Below are 18,724 nucleotides of genomic sequence, written 5' to 3'. Positions count from 1 at the left end.
CGGTATGATGAAAAGGTTCCAATCCACGGAGGCCGTGATTGCCCTCGTCCTGCTGGCGGTGATGGTGCTGATCGGCCTGATCAATCCGGCTTTCTGGGGCGTCGCCAATCTGTTCAGCCTGGCGAAGGCCAATGTGGTCATCGGCATCATGGCGCTCGGCGTGCTGCTGATCATGATATCCGGCGGCATCGACGTTTCGTTCCCGGCGATTTCGGCGGCGGCCCTCTACATCACGGTGCGCACCATGGTCGCGCTCGATTATGACGGCGTTCTGCTGCCATTCATCGCGGCGTCGGTGATCGGTGTGCTGCTCGGCGCGTTCAACGCCTTCATCATCGACCGGTTCAAGATGATCCCGCTGATCGTCACGCTGGGCACTGCCTCCATCATTCGCGGGCTGGTGCTGGGCCTGCTCGGCACCTCCATCGTGAACATCAACAAGATGCCCGACGCGCTGATCGCGTTCGGCAAGCAGGATCTGACGACCGTCACCGCGCAGTACGGGGCGACGGTCGGGCTGACGGCAATGATCCTGGTCTATCTGGCGATTGCGCTGGTGATCCACATCATCCTTCGCCACACCATGACCGGCCGTTCTGTCTACGCCTATGGCGGTGATCCGGAATCGGCGCGGCGCGCCGGCGTCAACACGCGGCGCACCATCTTCTTCGTCTATTGCACGGCGGGCCTTCTGGCGGGCTTTGCGGGGCTTCTGCACAGTTCGATGATCTGGCAGGCCAACCCGCGCGACTTCATGGGGCTGGAGCTTGATGTGATTGCGGCCGTCGTGCTTGGCGGCGCGTCGATCTTCGGCGGGCGCGGTTCCGTGCTCGGCACGATGATCGGCGTGTTCACGCTCGTCATGGTCAAGAACTCGCTGATCCTGATGAAGGTGGACACCACCTGGCAGCGTGTCGTCGTCGGCATGATCATCATCGCAGCGACCGCCATCACCGCATGGCGCGACCGGAAGAAACTGGCTTGAGGGGAGACGACATGACTGCCAAAGCCGAAGAGAAGAGCCTGGTTCAACGGCTCCTTGGGAATGACGCTTCCATCGCGCAGCTGGCCGTGATCACGGTGCTGATCTTCGTGCTGATGGCCGGGCTCAACCCGGACAAGTTCCTGCGCTACTACAATTTCGAGTCCATCACCTACATCATGCCCGAGCTGGGCATTCTGTGCATTGCCATGATGGTGGCCATGCTGACGGGCGGCATCGATCTGTCCATCGTCGCTATCGCCAATCTGGCTGCGATCACGGCGGGGGTCTATTTCCGCCATCCCGTTGTCGCCGAAGCACTTGCGGCGGGCGGCGTCGGTCTTGTGCTCCACACGGCGATGGGCGTGATCATCGCGCTTCTGGTGGGGCTCGCGGCGGGGCTGGTCAATGGCGTCCTGATCGCGCGACTGCGCATCATTCCCATTCTGGCGACGCTCGGCACCGGGCAGGTATTTGCGGGCCTCGCGCTCGTTCTGACCGGCGGTCCGGCCATTGTCGGTTTCCCGCAGACCTGGAACTGGATCGGCACCGGCAAACTGCTTGGTGTGGCGACGCCGTTCTGGATCCTGATCGTCGTGGCGTCCGTGGTGGCCATTCTCTTGCGCCGCACGCATCTGGGCGTGAACCTGATGCTGATCGGCACCAATGCGCGCGCCGCCGTATTTGCAGGCATCCGCAGCTCCCGCATGATCCTCTACAGCTACGCGTTGACCGGGCTCATGGCGGCGATTGCGGGCATTCTGCTCTCGGGCCGCACCAACTCGGCCAAGGCGGATTTCGGTGCGTCTTATCTGTTGCAGGCCGTTCTCATCGCTGTGCTTGGCGGCACGAACCCCGCCGGCGGCAAGGGGCGTGTTCTCGGGGTGCTTCTGGCGCTGGTGGCGCTCATGTTCCTCTCGTCCGGCATGCAGATGATGCGCGCCTCCAACTTCCTGATCGATGCGATGTGGGGCGGCTTCCTGGTTCTGGTGATTGCAATCAACTATCTGAGGTCGTCGAAATGAGCGCTCGTGACAGCGATACCGTCTTCAACCTTTCGCCCGAAATGTTCCCTGCACGCGGCGACCTTGTGCTGGCCACGGGCGACGGGTTCACTGTAACGGCGTTCCGCTATCCTTCGTCCGTCGAGGGGCTGCGGATCGAGAACCGGCGCGGGCAGGTTACGGTTCTGCCCTATCTGGGGCAGATGATCTGGGATGCCGTGTTCGACGGGCGCAGGCTCACCATGGGGAATGTGTTTCCCCATCCGCGCAAGGGCGCGTCGATCATCGAGACCTATGGCGCTTTCGCCTACCACGCAGGCGTTCTGCGCAATGGCGCACCCGGCCCGGAAGACGATCATCCCCTACATGGCGAAATGCCGGTCGCCGGCATGGACAGCGCGCATCTGCGCTTCGGGTGCGATGATGCAGGCGCATTTGTCGAGCTGTGCAGCGAGACCGAATATGTGATGGGCTTCGGGCCGCATTACATCGCAAGGCCGCGGGTTCGGCTGCGCGCGGACAGCGGGCTGATCGAGGTCGAGATGGCGGTTGAGAACCTGTCGGCGCATCCGATGGAGCTCATGTACATGCTGCACGCGAATTTCGATTTCGTGGCGGGCGCGCAGATCCATCAACCGGCGGCGTTTTCACCGGAAGGCACGGTCGTTCGCAGGACCATCCCCGGTCATGTGACGCCCTCGCAGGCGTTTCTGGATCTTCTGGATGACCTTTCGGGAAACCCCGCGCGCATGCAGACGCTGGACGAGCCGGCGCTCTACAGCCCGGAGCAGGTGTTTTACGTGCGCGGGCTTGGAACGAATGCCGAAGGCAGCACGCGGCTGGTGATGGTGCTTCCAGAGGGTGACGCCTGTTCCGTCAGCTACCGCCCGGAAGATCTGCCGCACTGTGTGCGCTGGATCCTGAACGATGGCGATGCGCAGGTCGCAGCCTTTGCGCTGCCCTCCACCTGCGAGCCGGAAGGTTACACCGCCGAGAAAGCCAAGGGGCATGTGCGCATTCTGCCGCCGGGCGAGACCGCGCGTTTCCCCGTGACGCTTGGATATCTGAGTGCGCAGGAAGCGCCCGCCGCAATTGCCGAAGTCAACCAGACGAGCAAGGACTGAGCCATGACGTCAAACAGCAGAACCGGTCGCATTGCCGTTGTCGGCTCCAACATGGTCGATCTGATCACCTATGTCTCCCGCATGCCGGCGCCGGGCGAAACGCTGGAAGCGCCAAGCTTTGAGAGCGGGTGCGGGGGCAAGGGTGCAAACCAGGCCGTTGCGGCTGCGAAGCTCGGTTCGCAGGTGAGCATGGTCTCAAGGGTTGGCGATGATCTGTTCGGCGACAACACGCTCCGGAATTTCTCCGATCACGGGATCGATATCCGTCATGTCGCCAAGGTCGCCGGAAAGTCGTCCGGCGTTGCCCCCATTTTTGTCGATGAGAGCGGTGAGAACTCCATTCTCATCGTGAAGGGTGCGAATGAAGACCTGCTCCCGGCCGACGTCGATGCCGCCGAGGATGTGCTGCGCGATGCGGACCTCATTCTCATGCAGCTGGAGATCCCGCTGGAGACGATCTACCACACGGTTCGCCGCGCGGCGGAATGGGGCGTGCCGACCATCCTGAACCCGGCGCCCGCGACTTCGGCGCTGAGTGTTTCTGACCTCAAGAGCCTGAGCTTCCTTGTTCCAAACGAAAGCGAGCTTGCGCTTCTTTCAGGCATGCCCACGGACACGGAGGAAGAGATCATGGCGGCCGCGCGCAGCCTGATCGAGAAGGGCATTGGCACCGTCATCGTGACACTCGGCTCGCGTGGCGCGCGCCGTGTGACAGCGGACCGCTTCACGACCATCGAGCCTGTGAGCGTCGCCCCGGTGGACACGACTGGCGCGGGCGACGCCTTTATCGGCTCTTTCGCGCATTTCTTTGCAGCAACGGGCGAGACCGAGACGGCGCTGAACCGGGCGGCCCGCTATGCAGCCTATTCCGTGGGCCGGCGCGGGACACAGAAGTCCTATGCGTCGGCCAACGATTTCGATGCGTTCTGCGAAGCGCTTCCACAATAGTGCCTCTTGCGCAGTCGGGCAGATGACTGCCCGGCTGGCTCAGCCCTCCGGGCGGCTCACGATCCACACGGCGATGGCGGCCATCGCCACGGCGAGGGTGATCGCGAGCGGCAGACCCGGCTGATAGGCAAAGAGGGAAATGACGTAGCCGCAGCTGATGCCGGTGACTGCGAAGAGCTTCGCGCGGCGCGGGACGATGCCGTGATCGCGCCAGCCGCGCAGAACCGGACCGTAGCTCGGATGTTCCATAAGCCTGCGCTCAAGCCTCGGCGATGAGCGCGCGAAGAACCATGCGGCGAGGATCAGGAAGATCGTGGTCGGCATGACGGGAAGAAACGCGCCGATCACGGCGAGCAACAGCATCACCAGCCCCAGAACGAGCAATATTGCACGCTTTGCATTCTCGAATGCGGGCGCAATTCTCAATGACCGATCTCCGTCGACAGGCAGATCCACAGACCTTTCCACCTCCATTCCGATACACCGAGAACTGCGGAAATCCTATGACCGCAGCAGTGCGCTTCATTGAAGCATGTTCGTGGTGATCAACGCAGCCGCCTCGTCGTTGACCGGTTCCGCCTGTGCCTGAGTGATGGCCGCAGAGCAGGAGAGCTGATCTGAGAACTCTGGTGTCCAAAATTAGTTGTGAATGGATAATTCGCCGCATTCACCCATGTGTCTCTGTATTTCTATGTAACGCCTGTTCGTAAGTGTTAGTGAAATGTGAGGTTTTTCGATGGGTATGTATTTCAATAAATTTCGTAAATTTGGAGTGGCATCTGCAAGTGCTTTCGCATTGATGGCGACCGCGCCAATCACCTTTGCGGAAACTGTGCAGCCAGGCGATGGTGTTTCGGTTTCGATTGCTCAGCCAAACGACGATACCGGCTGGATCATGAGCGCGGTTTACGCCCAGCTTCTTGAGGAACTGGGTTACGACGTGGCCGAACCGGTCACGCTCGATGTTCCCGTTGCCTATGTATCCGTGTCGCAGGGAGACATGGATCTTTATCCCGACGGCTGGTTCCCGCTCCACAATACCTATGTCGACCAGCCCGGTTTCGCGGCTACGCCCACGGGCTATGTGGTCGAGAAGGGCGCATTGCAGGGATATCTCGTAGACAAGGCTTCCGCCGAGAAGTTTGACATTAAGACGCTGGATGATTTCAAGCGTCCCGAGGTGCGCGAAGCGTTTGACCGCAATGGCGACGGGCTGGCGGACATGACCGCGTGCCCGCCCGGCTGGGGCTGCGAACTGATGATTCAGTTCCACATGGATGCGTTCGATCTGCGTGAAGCCATCAATCCGATCAAGGCCGGATATTCCGCTTCCATGGCAGACACGATCGCAGCCTTTGAGCAGGGCCAGCCGATCCTGTTCTACACCTGGACGCCGAACTGGACGGTTGATGCCCTGAAACCCGGTGAAGATGTCGTGTGGATTCAGACCCCGGAGGTCGCCTTGCCGGAAGAACAGGCGCATCTTGCCGAATTCGCGACGGTTGAGGGGGTTGAAGGCTGCGTTGCCGAGCCCTGTCAGCTGGGCTGGCCGGTCAATGATATCCGGCCGGTTGCAAACGACGCGTTTCTTGAAGCCAATCCTGCCGCGAAGGTTCTGCTCGAGAAAGCTTCGATCCCGCTCGATTTCATCTTCGCCCAGAACGCCGCAATGCGGAATGGCGAGGACAGTGCTGAAGACCTGAAGCGACAGGCTTCGGAGTGGATTGAAGCCAATCGCAAAACCGTTGATGGCTGGCTCGATGCCGCGCGTTCAGCCGTGGAATAGTCTGAACCGGTGGGCGCCAGTCGGCGCCCACTTCTTCTCGACCAGTTGATCCTAGCTGAATCGGACTGCCCCCTTTGCGGGCGCGGTGTGCGGCTCTGCCGTCGAAGCCGGCAGGAATGATTTGCCCGATCCTTAAGGTGCCGCCTCAAGAAGATGGTTCAGAAGATCCATCACCGTGGCGCTCAGGGGCTCGTTGCGCCGGTAGAAAGCGATGATCGAGATGTCCGAAAGGTCGCTGATGGGACGCCAGGTCAGACCCGGCGTCGCAAGGTTTTTTGCTGTCATCGCATCGACGATGCCCACACCGCCGCACGCACGCGCCAATGCGCATACATTCGCGGAGTATGGCGCGGTGCAGACCGGGTCGTAATGCAGATCCCGGGCTTTGAAGGCCGCGCGTATATGCGCCCCCATGGGTGACCAGTCGGCATCATAGCAGACCAGCGGATGCGCTGCGATTGCCTTGCATTTGAGCTGCTTTGCACGGGCAAGCGGGTGGTTCTCGCCCATGATCGCGACCAGCGAGCTGCGCCCGACCATATGGGCCTGAAACTCCGCCTTCGGCGGCAGGGCCATCTGTAATCCGAGATCCGCCACGCCGTTGCGAAGATCTTCCTCCGGCGCGTGAATGCGCAGGTCGAGACGCTTCTTCCAGTTTGCATAGCCGGCTTTGACCAGAAGGGGACCGAGAAAACCCTCCACCAGAGCCGGTGTCGCGGAAATCACGGCTGGCCGTGTGGCGTGATCCCGCAGGGATGGCAGCTTGGCGCGGACCTGCGAATGCGTGGTGAAGATGGGACCGGCCAGAGAGAAGATTTCGCGGGCCTCGCGGGTGGGTTCAAGCCGGTTGCCCGCGCGGTGAAACAGCGGAATGCCCAGCTTGCTTTCCAGCCGTTTCAGCTGCGCACTGACGCCTGGCTGCGAGATGCCGAGCAGGCGTGCGGTTTCGGTCGTCGTCCCGACCCGCATCAACGTTCCGAAGAGTTCCATTTCACGCAGGTTCATTATCAGCTCAGTAATAGATACCCATCTATTTATCATTATTCCTATGCTTCGCCCTTGTCTAACCTGAACTCCGGATTGCAGATGCGTCTGCCTCGGGTCTGCCTCGGGCGTAGAAGGGCAGGCGGGCGATGCGGAGCGCGGTTTGCGCTTTTTCCGGCAAGTTTGGCGAAGAAAGAAGCCTTGATGTTTTTTGAACGGGATGCCGCGTGGACACGCCGGTGCGAAGCGGCGGTGTCGGAGATTTTTGACAGGTTCGGTTCCTTTGGACTGACGGACGAGACGTTTGGCCTTGTCGCACTGCAGGAGCGTGCAGATGGCGGCAGGCCCGCAGGATTTGCGCTCAATGGCGACTGGCGGTGCTATCCGTGCAGTGTCGTGAAGGCCTTCCATCTGGTTCACGCGCTCAACAGGATCGAGCGGGGGCAGATGGCGGTTCCCGATGATCTGGATCAGGCGCTCAGCGACATGATCACCTGGTCGTCGAATACGGCGACCAATTACGTGATCGACCTTCTGACCGAAACCACCGGCGACACGCTTCTGGAGCCTGAAGCCTATCGCGAATGGTCTCACAGGCGTGAAGGGCTCAATCGCTTCTTCCGGGATCTGGGCTGGCCCGAATGGGACGGCTGCAACATCGCGCAGAAGCTGATGGGCGATACGCGCTATGGACGCGAAGCGCAGTTCGCGGGCAGGGACGGGAGTTATCTGAACGTGCTCACGCCGCTCGTTTCCGCGCAGCTTTTCCTGGAACTTTTCGCCGGCAACCTGCCGTTGAACCCGCGGTCGCAGAAACGGGCGGAGGAGATCCTTCTGCGTGACCGCAGCCGCGCGGATGCACATCTTCTGAGCTTCCAGATTGATGAGTTCCTTGGCCGCGGTGTTCCGGCAGAGGCGCAGGTCTGGAGCAAGGCCGGCTACACGTCCTGGACGGGCAACCCGCGCACATCCTACTACCGTCATGACCTGATCCGCATCGCCCTTCCGGGGGCAGCGCCGGTCATTCTCTCGGTCATGACGCAGGGAAAGAAGATCACGGAAAACGCCGCAACCGTTTTCCCCGGCATCGGGCGCGCGCTCTGCGACAACCTGCTCGCCGCAGAACCGGTTCCGGCATGAGGCGCGCTGTGCGCGCGGAAGTCACGACTTGCAGATGAAAGGGAGAAACCAATGTCCATGAAACTGAAAATCAGCGCCATCGCGCTGCTTGCAGCACTTGGAACGGCGCCTGCCGCCGCCAAGACGCTGGTCTATTGCTCCGATGCATCGCCGGAAGGGTTCGACCCGGCGCTCTATACCTCGATCACCACGTTCGATGCGTCGTCGCGCACGGTGTTCAACCGGCTCGTGGAGTTCGAGACCGGTACCACCAATGTCGTGCCAGGGCTGGCAGAAAGCTGGGAAGTGTCCGACGACGAGCTGGAGTACACGTTCAATCTCCGCAAGGGCGTGAAATTCCACGCCAATGACAGCTTCACGCCGAGCCGGGATTTCAATGCCGACGATGTGATCTTCAGCTTCAATCGCCAGCGGCTGGAAGACCATCCGCACCACAAGACTTCGGGCGGCGGCTGGACCTATTTCGGCGCGATGGGGATGGGCGATCTCATCAAGGACATCGTGAAAGTCGATGACTACACGGTGAAGTTCGTTCTAAGCCGCCCGGAAGCACCAATGCTTTCCAACCTGGCGATGGATTTCGCGTCGATCCAGTCGAAAGAATATGCCGACCAGCTTATGGAGGCCGGGAAGCCCGAAGAGCTCAATCAGGCTCCCGTGGGAACCGGCCCCTTCACCTTCGTTGCCTACCAGAAGGATTCGGTGATCCGCTATGCGAAGAACCCGGATTACTGGGAAGGCGCTACGCCGCTCGACAATCTGGTGTTCGCCATCACCCCGGACGCTTCCGTGCGCTATCAGCGTCTGAACGCGGGCGAGTGCCACATCATGCCCTATCCGAACCCGGCCGATCTGAAGGCGATGCAGGCCGATCCGAACATCAAGGTGATGGAGCAGGAAGGTCTCAATCTCGGTTACCTGGCCTACAACACCAAGGTGGCGCCGTTCGACAATCCGAAGGTGCGCAAGGCCCTCAACATGGCCATCGACAAGGAAGCGATCATGGAGGTCGTCTATCAGGGCTCGGGTCAGATCGCCAAAAACCCAATCCCGCCAACCATCTGGTCGCACAATGACGAGGTGCAGGACGATCCCCACGATCCGGCAGCCGCAAAGGCCATGCTGGAAGCCGAAGGCGTGACGGACCTTTCCATGAAACTGTGGGCGATGCCCGTGGCGCGTGGGTATAACCCCAATGCACGCCGCATGGCCGAGATGATGCAGGCCGATCTGGCCGCTGTCGGCGTCGATGCCGAGATCATCTCCTATGAGTGGGGCGAGTATCTGGACCGCGCACGCGACATCGACCGCGATGGCGCAGCGCTGCTGGGCTGGATCGGTGACAATGGCGATCCGGACAACTTCCTTGCGGTGCTTCTGGGCTGCGATTCCGTGGCTGCGTCGAACACGGCGCAGTGGTGTCACGAGCCTTATGAGAAGCTGATCCAGAAGGCGAAGGTCACCTCGGACGTTGAAGAGCGCACGCGCCTTTACAAGGAAGCCCAGGTCATCGCCAAGGAGCAGGCCCCGATCATGCCGATTGCGCATTCGGTCGATTTCATGCCCATGTCGCCGAAGGTCTCCGGCTACAGGATCCACCCGATGGGCACGCACATCTTCTACGGTGTCGATATCGCCGAGTAAGGCGACATGGCGGCGTCCGTTTGGGCGCCGCCAGTTTCAAAGGCCAGGTGTCGATCAACCCCGGCCTCGATCAATAGGAGAGGCTTATCCCGGCAAACAGGCCTTCGCCCCTGTTGTCTCCGGCCAGTCTGGCGCGATACTGAACCGTCAGGTCGATATAGGACATGGGAGCCGTGTACTTGTCTTCCCGGAACCAGTAGCGCGCGTTAAGGCCCGGCCCGGCGCTCAGGGTGAACTGGTCCGCCAGTTCGCTGTCATAACCCGCATTGACGCCGATATAGGGGGTAAGGACCAGCCGGTCATCGATTGCATCCATGCGGAAGCTGCGGCCGATGCGAATGTCGTCGGAAGCGATGGTCTGGCCGGATTCCAGATAATGCCCGATCTCGCCATAATACTGCGCCATCCACCAGGACGGCACATCCACACGCAGATCGGAGCCGATGCCCTTGGAGAAGGCGGCGCGTATCAGCGTGTCGTTGCGGCTGTGCTTGCCGACCTTGAAGAGCTTGCTCGCCTCGAAAACGAGATTGTGCTGCGCGAAGGGTTTCCAGCGCGCGCCGACACTGCCCTGCGTCGTCGAAGAGCCGGTCGCACCATCCAGTGAATCTCTGAGCGTGGTGAACTGGCGCGCAAACAGTTCGAACGTCGCGCCGTCCCGGTAGCCGATGCCCGGCGGCCGCCAGTAGATCTCCGAACCGAGTTGCATGGATTCGCCACTGCTGCCCTGCGGCAGGAGCGAGTTGCTGGCAATGCCCATGCCGCCATGGGTCAACGAGACATAGGCTCCATATTCGCGCTTCAGCTCGGCCACTTCCCGGCGCAGGCCGAAAAGCGCCTGCGGCGCCAATGAGAAGTCACCGCGTTCTTCCGCATCAATGGCGCGGTGCATCAGAGCAATTGCATCATCGTTCTGATAGGCCCGCCGCGCCGCATAAGCGGCATCAATGAACTGGCGACCGCTAAGTGCGCCATTTCTGTCGGCGGCCTGAAACCGGTCATAAGCCATGGTTCTTTCGCCGGCCTGCCCGGCGAGATAGGCAAGGTCGAGATCGCTCATGGACGCAAAGCGTCCCTCATCGAGCGTTTCCAGGAAGAGCCGGGATGCCTCGGCTTTCCTGTCCTCATCGTTCAGGAGGCGCACGCGCGCCGCAATGGCCTGATCCTGCTCGCGCGGGTTCGCGGTCGTCGTTTCCGCCAGAGCAAATGCGTCGTTCGCGCCTGCGAAATCCTTCATGGCCTGCAGCGCCTGGCCCCGCTTCATCCAGACCGCGTGATCGGCGCGCCGTCCGAGCGGGGCAAGCGCTTCATACGCCTGTTCCGGCCGGTCGGTGGCAAGCGCCGCCTCGGCAAGGGAAAGGCGCAGGAAACGTTCGTCCGCCGGTGAACTGGAATAGCGCAGCGCAGCGCTGAAATCGTCGAACGCTGCGTTCTGGTTGCCCATTGACGCCTGCAGAACACCCCGTTGCCGCAAAAAAGCGGCATCACGGCCGAAGCGCTTCATGGCGCGGTCGGTCTCGCTCAGGGCTTCGGATTGCAGTCCGTTCTGCACCAGCGTCTGGATCAACAGAAGGCGAAAGCTGCGATTGCCCGGGGCCTGTTGAACAGCCCTGCGCGCCAGACGAAGGGCTTCGCCATAGCGTTTTGCGCGTATGGCGTCATAGGCCATGTTGGCCGCGCCTGCGCCCGGTGCTGCACCCGAGCCCTTTTTTGCGGACTGCTGTGCGCTGGAAAGTTTCTGCGCCGCAAGAGCGTTGTCGAGCAGGCTCCGGTAATCCCGATTGCCCGGTGTCAGCCGCAGTGCTTCTTCGGCTTTTGCGACCGCCATATCGTAATCGCCCCGGTCATAGGCTCGATAGGCTGCATCTGCCGCCAGATAGGCGGGATCCGACTGCGAGACCGCTTCGCTGGAGGCTGCAAGCGCAGTCGCGAGTGCGGCAAGCTCCTCACGGGCCGTGTCGGTCAGGCGCTTATCCTGCGCGCCTTCCTGCGCAGCGCTTCGCGCTTCATCTTTTTCGCCTGATGCATCAAGCGCACGGACGAGAAGGGGTCTGAGACGCCCGACATCCGGCCGCTGCCGCACGGCTTCGCGGGCTTTCTCTGCCGCGACTGCATAGTCTCCATTGGCATAGGCCTCGTAGGCTTCGGTTGCCACTTCGTAGGCTGAACCCACCAATGGGCGCTCTTCGCCAGTGTTTTCCGCAGGCGCGCTCTGCGCTGGTGCGGGATCGGATGTCTGCGCGCCGGCAGGCAATGCCCCCCATGCAAACTGAAGGGCAAGCAGCGCTGCCGTGCCGCGCAGCCAGCGGTTCCGGGCGCTGGTCTTGCGCCCTTGGCTTCCGTGGCGTCCAACACTCGTCATCACGCGGCTTTTCCCTTAAGTTCGTCTGCGGCAGCTTCTGCGAGCCTGCGCTGTTCATCCAGCGCCCACTGCAACAGGTTCTGGTCAATGGCGTTCTGGGCTACGAGATAGCTGCCCACCGGACCGTCCGTGTCGGGTGAATAGTTCGCCATGGCCTCTTCAAACGCCTCATGTGAGATGTCGCCGCGCTGTGAAAGCAGATCGCCCAGAAGCGGCACGCGTTCGCCGAGCTGTTGCGGATTGTCTTTTCCCTGCGCGGCAAGCAGGCGCAGGCCGGCTGTGATGTCACGGTCGCGCACGATGAAGAGCGGCGGCATGTGGCCGAGTGCCTTGCGGATCTGTTCACTCGCGCGCTCGGACAGCGGAGCGGCTGCGGCAAGCCGAATTGCGCCATTTTCACTGTCTTTCATCGCCAAAACGCGCCAGCGAATGCTCAAATCGACGGGAAATGCGTCTTTTGCGGCAAGAATTTCGGCTTCACTGACAGACGTGATTTCAAGCCCGGACTGGAAGGCGACGGCTTCTGCCAGAACCTCTTCCGTCAGCCATCCTTCCTGCACGAGAATGCGGCCGAACGGCTGTTTCCTCTCGCTCTGCTTGTCGAGCGCTTCCTGAAGGTGGCCCTGATCAATGGCCTGCCACGAGACAAGCAACTCACCGAGCCTTGCGCGCTCTTCCACCAGCCCGTCCGCCGACGGGAAGTCGTGCATCGTCTTGTCCCAGGCAAGGCGCGTTCCGAAAATGAGATGCGAAAGATACTGTTTCCACGCGCGCGCCATGGCCATGAAGTTCACGAAATTGCCGATGATCATGCGCGGGATCGACAGGATGCCATGACGCCAGCCGAACGTGCGGGCGGTGAAGTAATAACGCTGGGTCACACGCAGGATGAACGCGATGCCGTTCAGTCCAAGCAGAACGGCGATCCATCCATTGGTTGCGATGAGGGGCGGGTAACTCATCGTCAGCAGGCCGGTCGTGAAGGCGAGCTGAAACAGGATGTACTGCGCAACCAGAATGTAAGCGAAAATCGCCACGAATGCGGTCACGGCGCCCTTGCGGTCGCGCAGCAGAAAATAGCGGTCGACGATGGAGCCATGCCAGCCGAAATAGGCCCAGCCCTGAAAGCAGATGCCCAGCGACCAGCGGGCCTTCTGACGATAGGATGTGCGGAACGTGTTGGGGAAGAACTCGCGCACACTGAGCGGCATTTGGAGCGTTTTTTCCTGCACCGCATGGCCCTTGAACCAGGACGTGCGTTTCACGCGGTATTCGACCGGAAACCGCGCCAGAATTGAGTGCATGCCGTGTGCTGCAAGCCGCACACCGATGTCGTAATCCTCGGTGAGCGTTTGCGTGTTGAAGGGCTGATTGTCCGTCTCGGATGCAAGCGTCAAGAGGGCGCGGCGCGAGAAGCAGGTGCCGACGCCGGCCGAAGGCACCGTCTTGGCAAGGCTTTCGCGCACCACGATATCCTTGCCGTGGGATTCGGCAAATTCGTCCATGTAGACGCCGGCGACCAGCTCGTACCACTCGCGCTCCAGCGAGCCGACGGGGATCTGGATGAGATCCTTGCGCGGCAGGAGATAGTTGAAGAACTGCAGTTCCAGCGGATGCAGTACATCTTCACTGTCGTGCAGGACAACACCTGCAAAGCTGATGTTGTGTCGGGCTTCGTGGGCGAAGATCGCCTGCACGATCCAGTTCAGGCAATCGGCCTTGCAGGTGGGGCCGTCATGGGGAACCTCCACACGCACCAGCTGCTTGTAGCGGCGGCGCATGCGCTCGACTTCCCTGATCGTGGCTGCGTCATTGCAATAGGTGCCGACAAAGATGGTGTAGGACCGATAGTCGATCACCCGCACCATGTTTTCCAGCATTGGCGCGATGACGTCATATTCGAGCCACGCCGGGATCATGATGGCGATGTGCTGCTCTGGCCGGTCGCGCAACTGCTCCGGCCGAAGCGGCTTGTAGCGCCGCTTGACCGTCAGTGCACGCCTGATTTCCCGCATCCAGTAGCGGGCGTCGATGAAGAGATCATCGAGGCTGGAAATCAGGATGATCACGGCTGTTGCGACGGCTGTGTATTCCAGCCATCGGTAATAGTCCGCGAAGAGATAGGGCCAGTAGAGCGACATCGAACGGTTGCCCGCTTATCCCTGATCGGCGCTTTGACGCTTCTTGGCGCGGCGCGCAAAGAAGATCAGCAGGAAGAACGCAAAGGCGAGCACCCCGGCCACGAGCAGCGAGAGATTGTGTATCCAGAATGCAGGATCAAGCAGCCGCTCCCATGTGAAGGGAGCATCGCCGCGCTGGCTTCCGTCTTCGTTGAGGTAAAGCGGTGCGCCTCGGCTGTTTACCGCTGCCAGGACGCCATCGTCTCCCAATACGGCGATATCGCCGCCGGCAAGCTGGAAAGGCGTTTCGAAGACAGGCGGCGTTCCGACACTCTGATAGCTGACGCCCGGCTCTTTGGAACCCGATACCGCCTGCACGACAGCGATCCGTTCGAGACCCGAAACATCATAGAATGTCTTGCCTTTGGCATCGGCAATTGAGACCCGGTCACCGGAGACCTTTACGGTATCGCGGGCGCCTTTGACGGGCGTGTCAAAGGCGAGATACGGCGTTTTCGGCTCGATCTCCGCGTCGCCTTCTTCAAAGCTCAGCGTCGCGCGGGATGGCGAGACCCCGACCGTGTCAGCGAGCTGAATGATCGTCGGCAGAGACCGGGTAGCATCAAGACGCCAGCTGGTCGGAACGAACAGGCTTGCATCGCCGGCGAGCCGCGCCGTCATTTCTGCGAAATTGCCGAGCTTTGGCGCGGATTTCAGGAAAACCCGGCTTTCCGGCAGCACCGCAGCCGGGAAAGGCTGGGGCGTTTCGCGGCATTCGTCACTTGCCGGCTGGCGTTGAATGCGCACCTGCATCGTGTTGCGGGGAAGGAGGGCGTAAGACGGGATGTCGACGGAGATTTTCTCCGCCTTCCCGTCGGCGGTGAGGCGCTTTGCGCCAAGAAGATAGTCGTTGATGAAGATCGAGGCCACGGGTGCCGTCGCTGTCGCGCCGGGAGCGGCCGCGACATAGACATCCATGCTGGCGGGAACCTTGCCCTCGGGCAGGCTGGTGCCAAGGTTGAATGACGTCGTCCAGTCGCCGCGTGCAACGACATCCAGATTTCCGGCCGCCTGATTGAGCGAGGCCAGAGCGATGCTGTCTGTGTCGGTGTCGGGCCTTGCGGCCGTGTCGAGAACAAGATGATCCGTGCTGGCGGTGCGACGCCAGAAACCGTCGAGCAGACCGGAGGCGGCGCGTGCGGCATCTGGCGCGACTGCGATCACGGGCCGACCGGTGAGCGTGGCAATCTCGATGCTTTTTGGCTCGCTCGCCATTGCAAGCGCGTTCTTGCGCACCACGAGGGGGTCGATTGCATCGACGGCTGCGGCGTCTGCCCGTTCGAGTTCTTCGGCGACCGCTTTGAGAGCGGTTGTCAGCCCGCCTGCCAGCATCTGGTCGGCAACCGCGATATGCGCGTGCAGCTGCGGTGCATCAAGCAGGATAAGGGCCCCGATTTCAGCGTCGCTCGACAGGGTGATGACACCGCCACCGGCAAGCGCTGCAAATGCGGGAACGCGCTTGAGAGCCGGGGGGATTTCGAGCCCGCTGACATCGAATTCGCTGCCGATTGTCGGAAGCGCTGCAACATCCACCGTCTTGCCGGCGCGCTCGAGCGTGACGCCCAGACGCCAGGCGGCATCGAAGCTCTCGCTTGCCAGCTCGTCGCTGGAAACCAGAAGCACCACACGCTGGGGCAGGGCGGACCAGGCATCTGCAATGGTTTTCACGTCGCCTGCATCATAGCTGTATTCCAGATGGGAATCCGGCGAGATCTGCAGCATGTTTCCGATGGGGCGGGCATCGTCGCAGAGAAAACGCCCCGTGGCCGAAGACCATGCGAGCCCCATCCGCACAAACCCGGACGGGCGCGGTGCCCCCTCAACATCGACGCTGATCTCGACGTCTCCCTGAGGCGCGGTTGGCGACTGGGCGGCCACGACCGTGCCATCGACTGCAAGCGTGTAGGTCGTCTGTCCGCCATCGGCGCGCAGATAGCGGCCGTCCACGACCAGGCGCGGCTCGGACAGCTCGATATTCGCGGGCACCGGCAGATAGATGTCGCGACGCGCATCGCTGGAACCGAGCACGACCGGTTCGGTGAGGCCAAGCGCCTTCAGGCTGACCCGCTCGCGGATCTCCGTTTGCTGCGAAAGCGCGGTGATCGCATCGGCGATTTCCGCAGCCTGCGCGGCATTGCCGCCATGCATGATGATCAACCCGCACGCCCCGCTCAAAACGGAAGACAATATGGCGCTACGGCGAGATGAGACGGTCATGATTAACCCGTTTTCTGAAATTGGATGGGGATTGCGATCAGGCGGCGAATGCCGCGCTCGATCTGCCCGCTAGAGCGGCGGCGATGCGGGTTGAGGCATGCCCGTCCCCATAGGGATTGAGGATGCGCGCGAAGCTTGCGTAATGGGCCGCGTCATCGAGAAGCTGCTCGACCTCGCTGACAATCCGCGTTGTTCGGGCTCCGACCAGACGGACGCCGCCTGCAGCAACGGCTTCAGGGCGTTCAGTCACATCGCGCATGACCAGAACCGGCTTCCCGAGCGACGGGGCTTCTTCCTGCACACCGCCGGAATCGGTCAGGACAATGTCCGCCCTGTTCAGGAGATAGACGAAGGACAGATATTCCTGCGGGTCGATGAGCGAAATGTTCGGATTTTTTCCGAGCAACTCATGGACCGGATCGCTGACATTGGGGTTCAGATGCACCGGATAAACGATCTGCAGGTCGTCGCGCCGCGACAGGCTGGCCAGCGCCTTGCATATGTTCAGGAAACCATCACCGAAGCTCTCGCGGCGATGGCCCGTGACGAGGAGGAGTTTGCACGAGGGATCCAGAAAGGAGAACCGGGCATCCAGCTGGGCCTTCAGCTCCGGCGTGGTCCTGATCCGCTCGACGGTTTCCATCAGGGCGTCGATGACCGTGTTGCCCGTGACAAGGATTTCACCGTTCAACCGCTCGGAGCGCAGATTGGCGGCGCTTGTGTCGGTCGGCGCGAACAGTTTTGTTGCGAGGACATCGATCGTGCGCCGATTAAACTCCTCCGGCCACGGCTTTGACAGATCGTAGGTGCGCAAGCCAGCTTCCACATGTCCGACCGGAATGTTCCGATGGAACGCGGCCAGACTGGCGGCCATTGCGGTCGTGGTGTCGCCATGGGTCAGCACATAATCGGGCTTCTCATCGGCGAGAATGGCGTCCAGACCCTCGATTACCCTGCCTGAGAGACCGTTAAGCGTCTGGTTGGGTGTCATGACCGAAAGATCGTGGTCCGGCTTGATGCCGAAAAGCTCGAGAACCTGATCGAGCATCTGGCGATGCTGTCCGGTCACGCAGGTAATTGGCTGAAGCCCGCTTTTGGCAGCCAGCGCCTTGATGACCGGAGCCATCTTGATCGCTTCCGGTCTCGTGCCGAAAACCGATAAAATTCTCATTGAAACAATGCCCTGAAGTATCTGATCAGAATCGTGGGAGGGGCGCCGGCATCGTGTCGTAAGACAGTCCGTCGGGCGCATCGGCAGCTTTTAAAACCGGTCTGACGTCTCATTGGAGACAGCCGGCTACTCTGGGGAAGCCAGTTTTAGGAGGGGCGATCCTGATGCTGCGGGCCCGCTTTCTGGCTTCTCCTGCAGCAAGACCCGGAAGCCATTAGCCGCGCAGGCAGCTGAAAGCCTTCGGAAACGTGCAGGCGACGCCGGACAGCGAGTTTGTGCGTTTTCATCAGAAACGAACCCTTTAAATGATTCCGATGTACGAATAAGTCGCCTAAGTATATAGGGTGAACTGGTAAGTTTGTCAGTCGTCTAAGTTTTTTTGTCGCACTACCCGCTGCAAGTTTCGGATTTTATCTGGACCCATGTCGATCTTTCACACCGTCGATTGCGCTGTTGCATCGATTTGCGGCGCTCAAAACAAGTCCCAACTCGTCTCCGCGCTTGGTGAGGGGATGGCGGCTCTTGGCTTTCAGAGCTTCAACCTGTCATGCAACAAGGCGGATGTGCGGGAGTTCATGACATCGCCGACGCTGACGAGCTGGACTTCGGAGGACCTGGATGCCTATCACAATGAGCACTGGAGCGCCCGTGATCCTCTGCTTAAGCTGGCTGGACAGCCCGGTCTGCGAAAGCTCTGGACACCAGACGACTGGGCGCGGGACGCGGATACGCGGGCATATGCGGAATATATCGACTTCTCTGGCATATGCAGCGGCGTGACCGCATCAGTGCGGGGGGCGACAGATACCGTGAGCGCCATCACTGCGCTGTCGTTTTCAGATGTGATCGTGGACCCCGATGTTCCCCATGCGGTGGCCATTCTTGCGCAGACCGCGCTCACCCGGGCGGCCGTGCTCGGCGTTCCAAGCATCGGGCTGCCGGCTATGGCGCAGTCGCTGAAGGAACTCTCTGGCAAGCAGATAGAGATCCTCAAGTGGGCAAGTCAGGGAAAATCTAACCGCGACATCGCGACCATCATGGGGTCGTCGAAACGGACAATCGATTATCACATGTCCGAAATTCTGCGGAAGCTGGATGTTGCCAGCCGGGCGCAGGCGATCATCATTTTTTCCGGTCAGTGATCGTCAGAACCGTGGCGCGGACGCCACGGCAATCGGATAT

Annotated in this window: 14 protein-coding genes; 8 read left to right on the top strand and 6 right to left on the bottom strand. The window is 61.1% G+C overall.

The features are described from left to right. The first annotated feature begins 7 nt into the window (after positions 1 to 7). Genes AC4PTT_RS19980 through rbsK form a run of 4 tightly spaced genes read left to right on the top strand, consistent with a single transcriptional unit; the run spans position 8 to position 4,058 of the window. Positions 8 to 985 carry an ABC transporter permease gene (locus AC4PTT_RS19980; protein ID WP_492162837.1) on the top strand — a complete coding sequence of 326 codons (978 nt, stop codon included), beginning with the start codon at positions 8 to 10 and terminating at the stop codon, positions 983 to 985. An 11-nt stretch (positions 986 to 996) separates the two neighbouring features. Further along, positions 997 to 2,007: an ABC transporter permease gene (locus tag AC4PTT_RS19975; protein ID WP_492162836.1), complete on the top strand. Its 1,011-nt coding sequence runs from the start codon at positions 997 to 999 to the stop codon at positions 2,005 to 2,007. Beyond that, positions 2,004 to 3,110: an aldose 1-epimerase family protein gene (locus AC4PTT_RS19970; RefSeq protein ID WP_492162835.1), complete on the top strand. Its 1,107-nt coding sequence runs from the start codon at positions 2,004 to 2,006 to the stop codon at positions 3,108 to 3,110. The genes AC4PTT_RS19975 and AC4PTT_RS19970 overlap by 4 nt, the downstream gene beginning before the upstream one ends. Positions 3,111 to 3,113: 3 nt before the next feature. Then, positions 3,114 to 4,058, top strand: coding sequence for a ribokinase (gene rbsK / locus AC4PTT_RS19965; RefSeq protein ID WP_492162834.1), 945 nt, complete (start codon positions 3,114 to 3,116; stop codon positions 4,056 to 4,058). Between the two features lie 39 nt (positions 4,059 to 4,097). On the opposite strand, the gene AC4PTT_RS19960 is transcribed toward rbsK, so the two are convergent. Further along, positions 4,098 to 4,532, bottom strand: coding sequence for a YbaN family protein (locus AC4PTT_RS19960; protein ID WP_475079843.1), 435 nt, complete (start codon positions 4,530 to 4,532; stop codon positions 4,098 to 4,100). Between the two features lie 325 nt (positions 4,533 to 4,857). Between AC4PTT_RS19960 and proX the strand changes: the two genes are divergently transcribed. Continuing rightward, positions 4,858 to 5,844 carry a glycine betaine/L-proline ABC transporter substrate-binding protein ProX gene (gene proX / locus AC4PTT_RS19955; RefSeq protein WP_245447824.1) on the top strand — a complete coding sequence of 329 codons (987 nt, stop codon included), beginning with the start codon at positions 4,858 to 4,860 and terminating at the stop codon, positions 5,842 to 5,844. Between the two features lie 132 nt (positions 5,845 to 5,976). On the opposite strand, the gene AC4PTT_RS19950 is transcribed toward proX, so the two are convergent. Beyond that, positions 5,977 to 6,849, bottom strand: coding sequence for a LysR family transcriptional regulator (locus AC4PTT_RS19950; RefSeq protein WP_492162833.1), 873 nt, complete (start codon positions 6,847 to 6,849; stop codon positions 5,977 to 5,979). 231 nt (positions 6,850 to 7,080) lie between these two features. Here AC4PTT_RS19950 and AC4PTT_RS19945 point away from each other — a divergent pair, with 231 nt between their 5' ends. Together AC4PTT_RS19945 and AC4PTT_RS19940 are read left to right on the top strand one after the other, a co-directional pair. Next, entirely contained in the window at positions 7,081 to 7,968 is an 888-nt protein-coding gene (locus AC4PTT_RS19945) for a serine hydrolase (RefSeq protein ID WP_492162832.1), read from the top strand. 51 nt (positions 7,969 to 8,019) lie between these two features. After that, positions 8,020 to 9,612, top strand: a complete 1,593-nt coding sequence (locus tag AC4PTT_RS19940; RefSeq protein WP_206544911.1) for an ABC transporter substrate-binding protein — start codon at positions 8,020 to 8,022, stop codon at positions 9,610 to 9,612. 70 nt (positions 9,613 to 9,682) lie between these two features. Here the strand turns inward: AC4PTT_RS19940 and AC4PTT_RS19935 are convergent, their stop codons facing one another. The 4 genes from AC4PTT_RS19935 to wecB are packed head-to-tail and all read right to left on the bottom strand — an operon-like array spanning position 9,683 to position 17,542. Next, entirely contained in the window at positions 9,683 to 11,974 is a 2,292-nt protein-coding gene (locus AC4PTT_RS19935) for a bacteriophage N4 adsorption protein A (RefSeq protein WP_492162918.1), read from the bottom strand. Continuing rightward, entirely contained in the window at positions 11,974 to 14,115 is a 2,142-nt protein-coding gene (locus AC4PTT_RS19930; RefSeq protein WP_492162831.1) for a glycosyl transferase family protein, read from the bottom strand. The genes AC4PTT_RS19935 and AC4PTT_RS19930 overlap by 1 nt, the downstream gene beginning before the upstream one ends. A gap of 15 nt (positions 14,116 to 14,130) precedes the next feature. Beyond that, on the bottom strand, positions 14,131 to 16,371 hold the full coding sequence (locus AC4PTT_RS19925) for a hypothetical protein (protein ID WP_492162830.1): 2,241 nt from the start codon (positions 16,369 to 16,371) through the stop codon (positions 14,131 to 14,133). A gap of 37 nt (positions 16,372 to 16,408) precedes the next feature. Continuing rightward, positions 16,409 to 17,542, bottom strand: coding sequence for a non-hydrolyzing UDP-N-acetylglucosamine 2-epimerase (wecB, locus tag AC4PTT_RS19920; RefSeq protein WP_492162829.1), 1,134 nt, complete (start codon positions 17,540 to 17,542; stop codon positions 16,409 to 16,411). A gap of 422 nt (positions 17,543 to 17,964) precedes the next feature. Here wecB and AC4PTT_RS19915 point away from each other — a divergent pair, with 422 nt between their 5' ends. Continuing rightward, complete coding sequence (locus tag AC4PTT_RS19915; protein WP_475079862.1) at positions 17,965 to 18,684, top strand: helix-turn-helix transcriptional regulator; 720 nt, start codon at positions 17,965 to 17,967, stop codon at positions 18,682 to 18,684. Positions 18,685 to 18,724 lie beyond the last annotated feature (40 nt).

The sequence above is a fragment of the Nitratireductor sp. WH36-1 genome (assembly GCF_058725515.1).
This window is presented reverse-complemented; position numbering and strand designations above follow the sequence as displayed.

Bases quoted from the DNA above. Each gene is read 5' to 3' on its own strand.
- AC4PTT_RS19980 (WP_492162837.1), top strand. From the start codon at position 8: ATGAAAAGGTTCCAATCCACGGAGGCCGTGATTGCCCTCGTCCTGCTG.
- AC4PTT_RS19975 (WP_492162836.1), top strand. From the start codon at position 997: ATGACTGCCAAAGCCGAAGAGAAGAGCCTGGTTCAACGGCTCCTTGGG.
- AC4PTT_RS19970 (WP_492162835.1), top strand. From the start codon at position 2,004: ATGAGCGCTCGTGACAGCGATACCGTCTTCAACCTTTCGCCCGAAATG.
- rbsK (WP_492162834.1), top strand. From the start codon at position 3,114: ATGACGTCAAACAGCAGAACCGGTCGCATTGCCGTTGTCGGCTCCAAC.
- AC4PTT_RS19960 (WP_475079843.1), bottom strand. From the start codon at position 4,532: ATGGAGGTGGAAAGGTCTGTGGATCTGCCTGTCGACGGAGATCGGTCA.
- proX (WP_245447824.1), top strand. From the start codon at position 4,858: ATGGCGACCGCGCCAATCACCTTTGCGGAAACTGTGCAGCCAGGCGAT.
- AC4PTT_RS19950 (WP_492162833.1), bottom strand. From the start codon at position 6,849: ATGAACCTGCGTGAAATGGAACTCTTCGGAACGTTGATGCGGGTCGGG.
- AC4PTT_RS19940 (WP_206544911.1), top strand. From the start codon at position 8,020: ATGTCCATGAAACTGAAAATCAGCGCCATCGCGCTGCTTGCAGCACTT.
- AC4PTT_RS19935 (WP_492162918.1), bottom strand. From the start codon at position 11,974: ATGACGAGTGTTGGACGCCACGGAAGCCAAGGGCGCAAGACCAGCGCC.
- AC4PTT_RS19930 (WP_492162831.1), bottom strand. From the start codon at position 14,115: ATGTCGCTCTACTGGCCCTATCTCTTCGCGGACTATTACCGATGGCTG.
- AC4PTT_RS19925 (WP_492162830.1), bottom strand. From the start codon at position 16,371: ATGACCGTCTCATCTCGCCGTAGCGCCATATTGTCTTCCGTTTTGAGC.
- wecB (WP_492162829.1), bottom strand. From the start codon at position 17,542: ATGAGAATTTTATCGGTTTTCGGCACGAGACCGGAAGCGATCAAGATG.
- AC4PTT_RS19915 (WP_475079862.1), top strand. From the start codon at position 17,965: ATGTCGATCTTTCACACCGTCGATTGCGCTGTTGCATCGATTTGCGGC.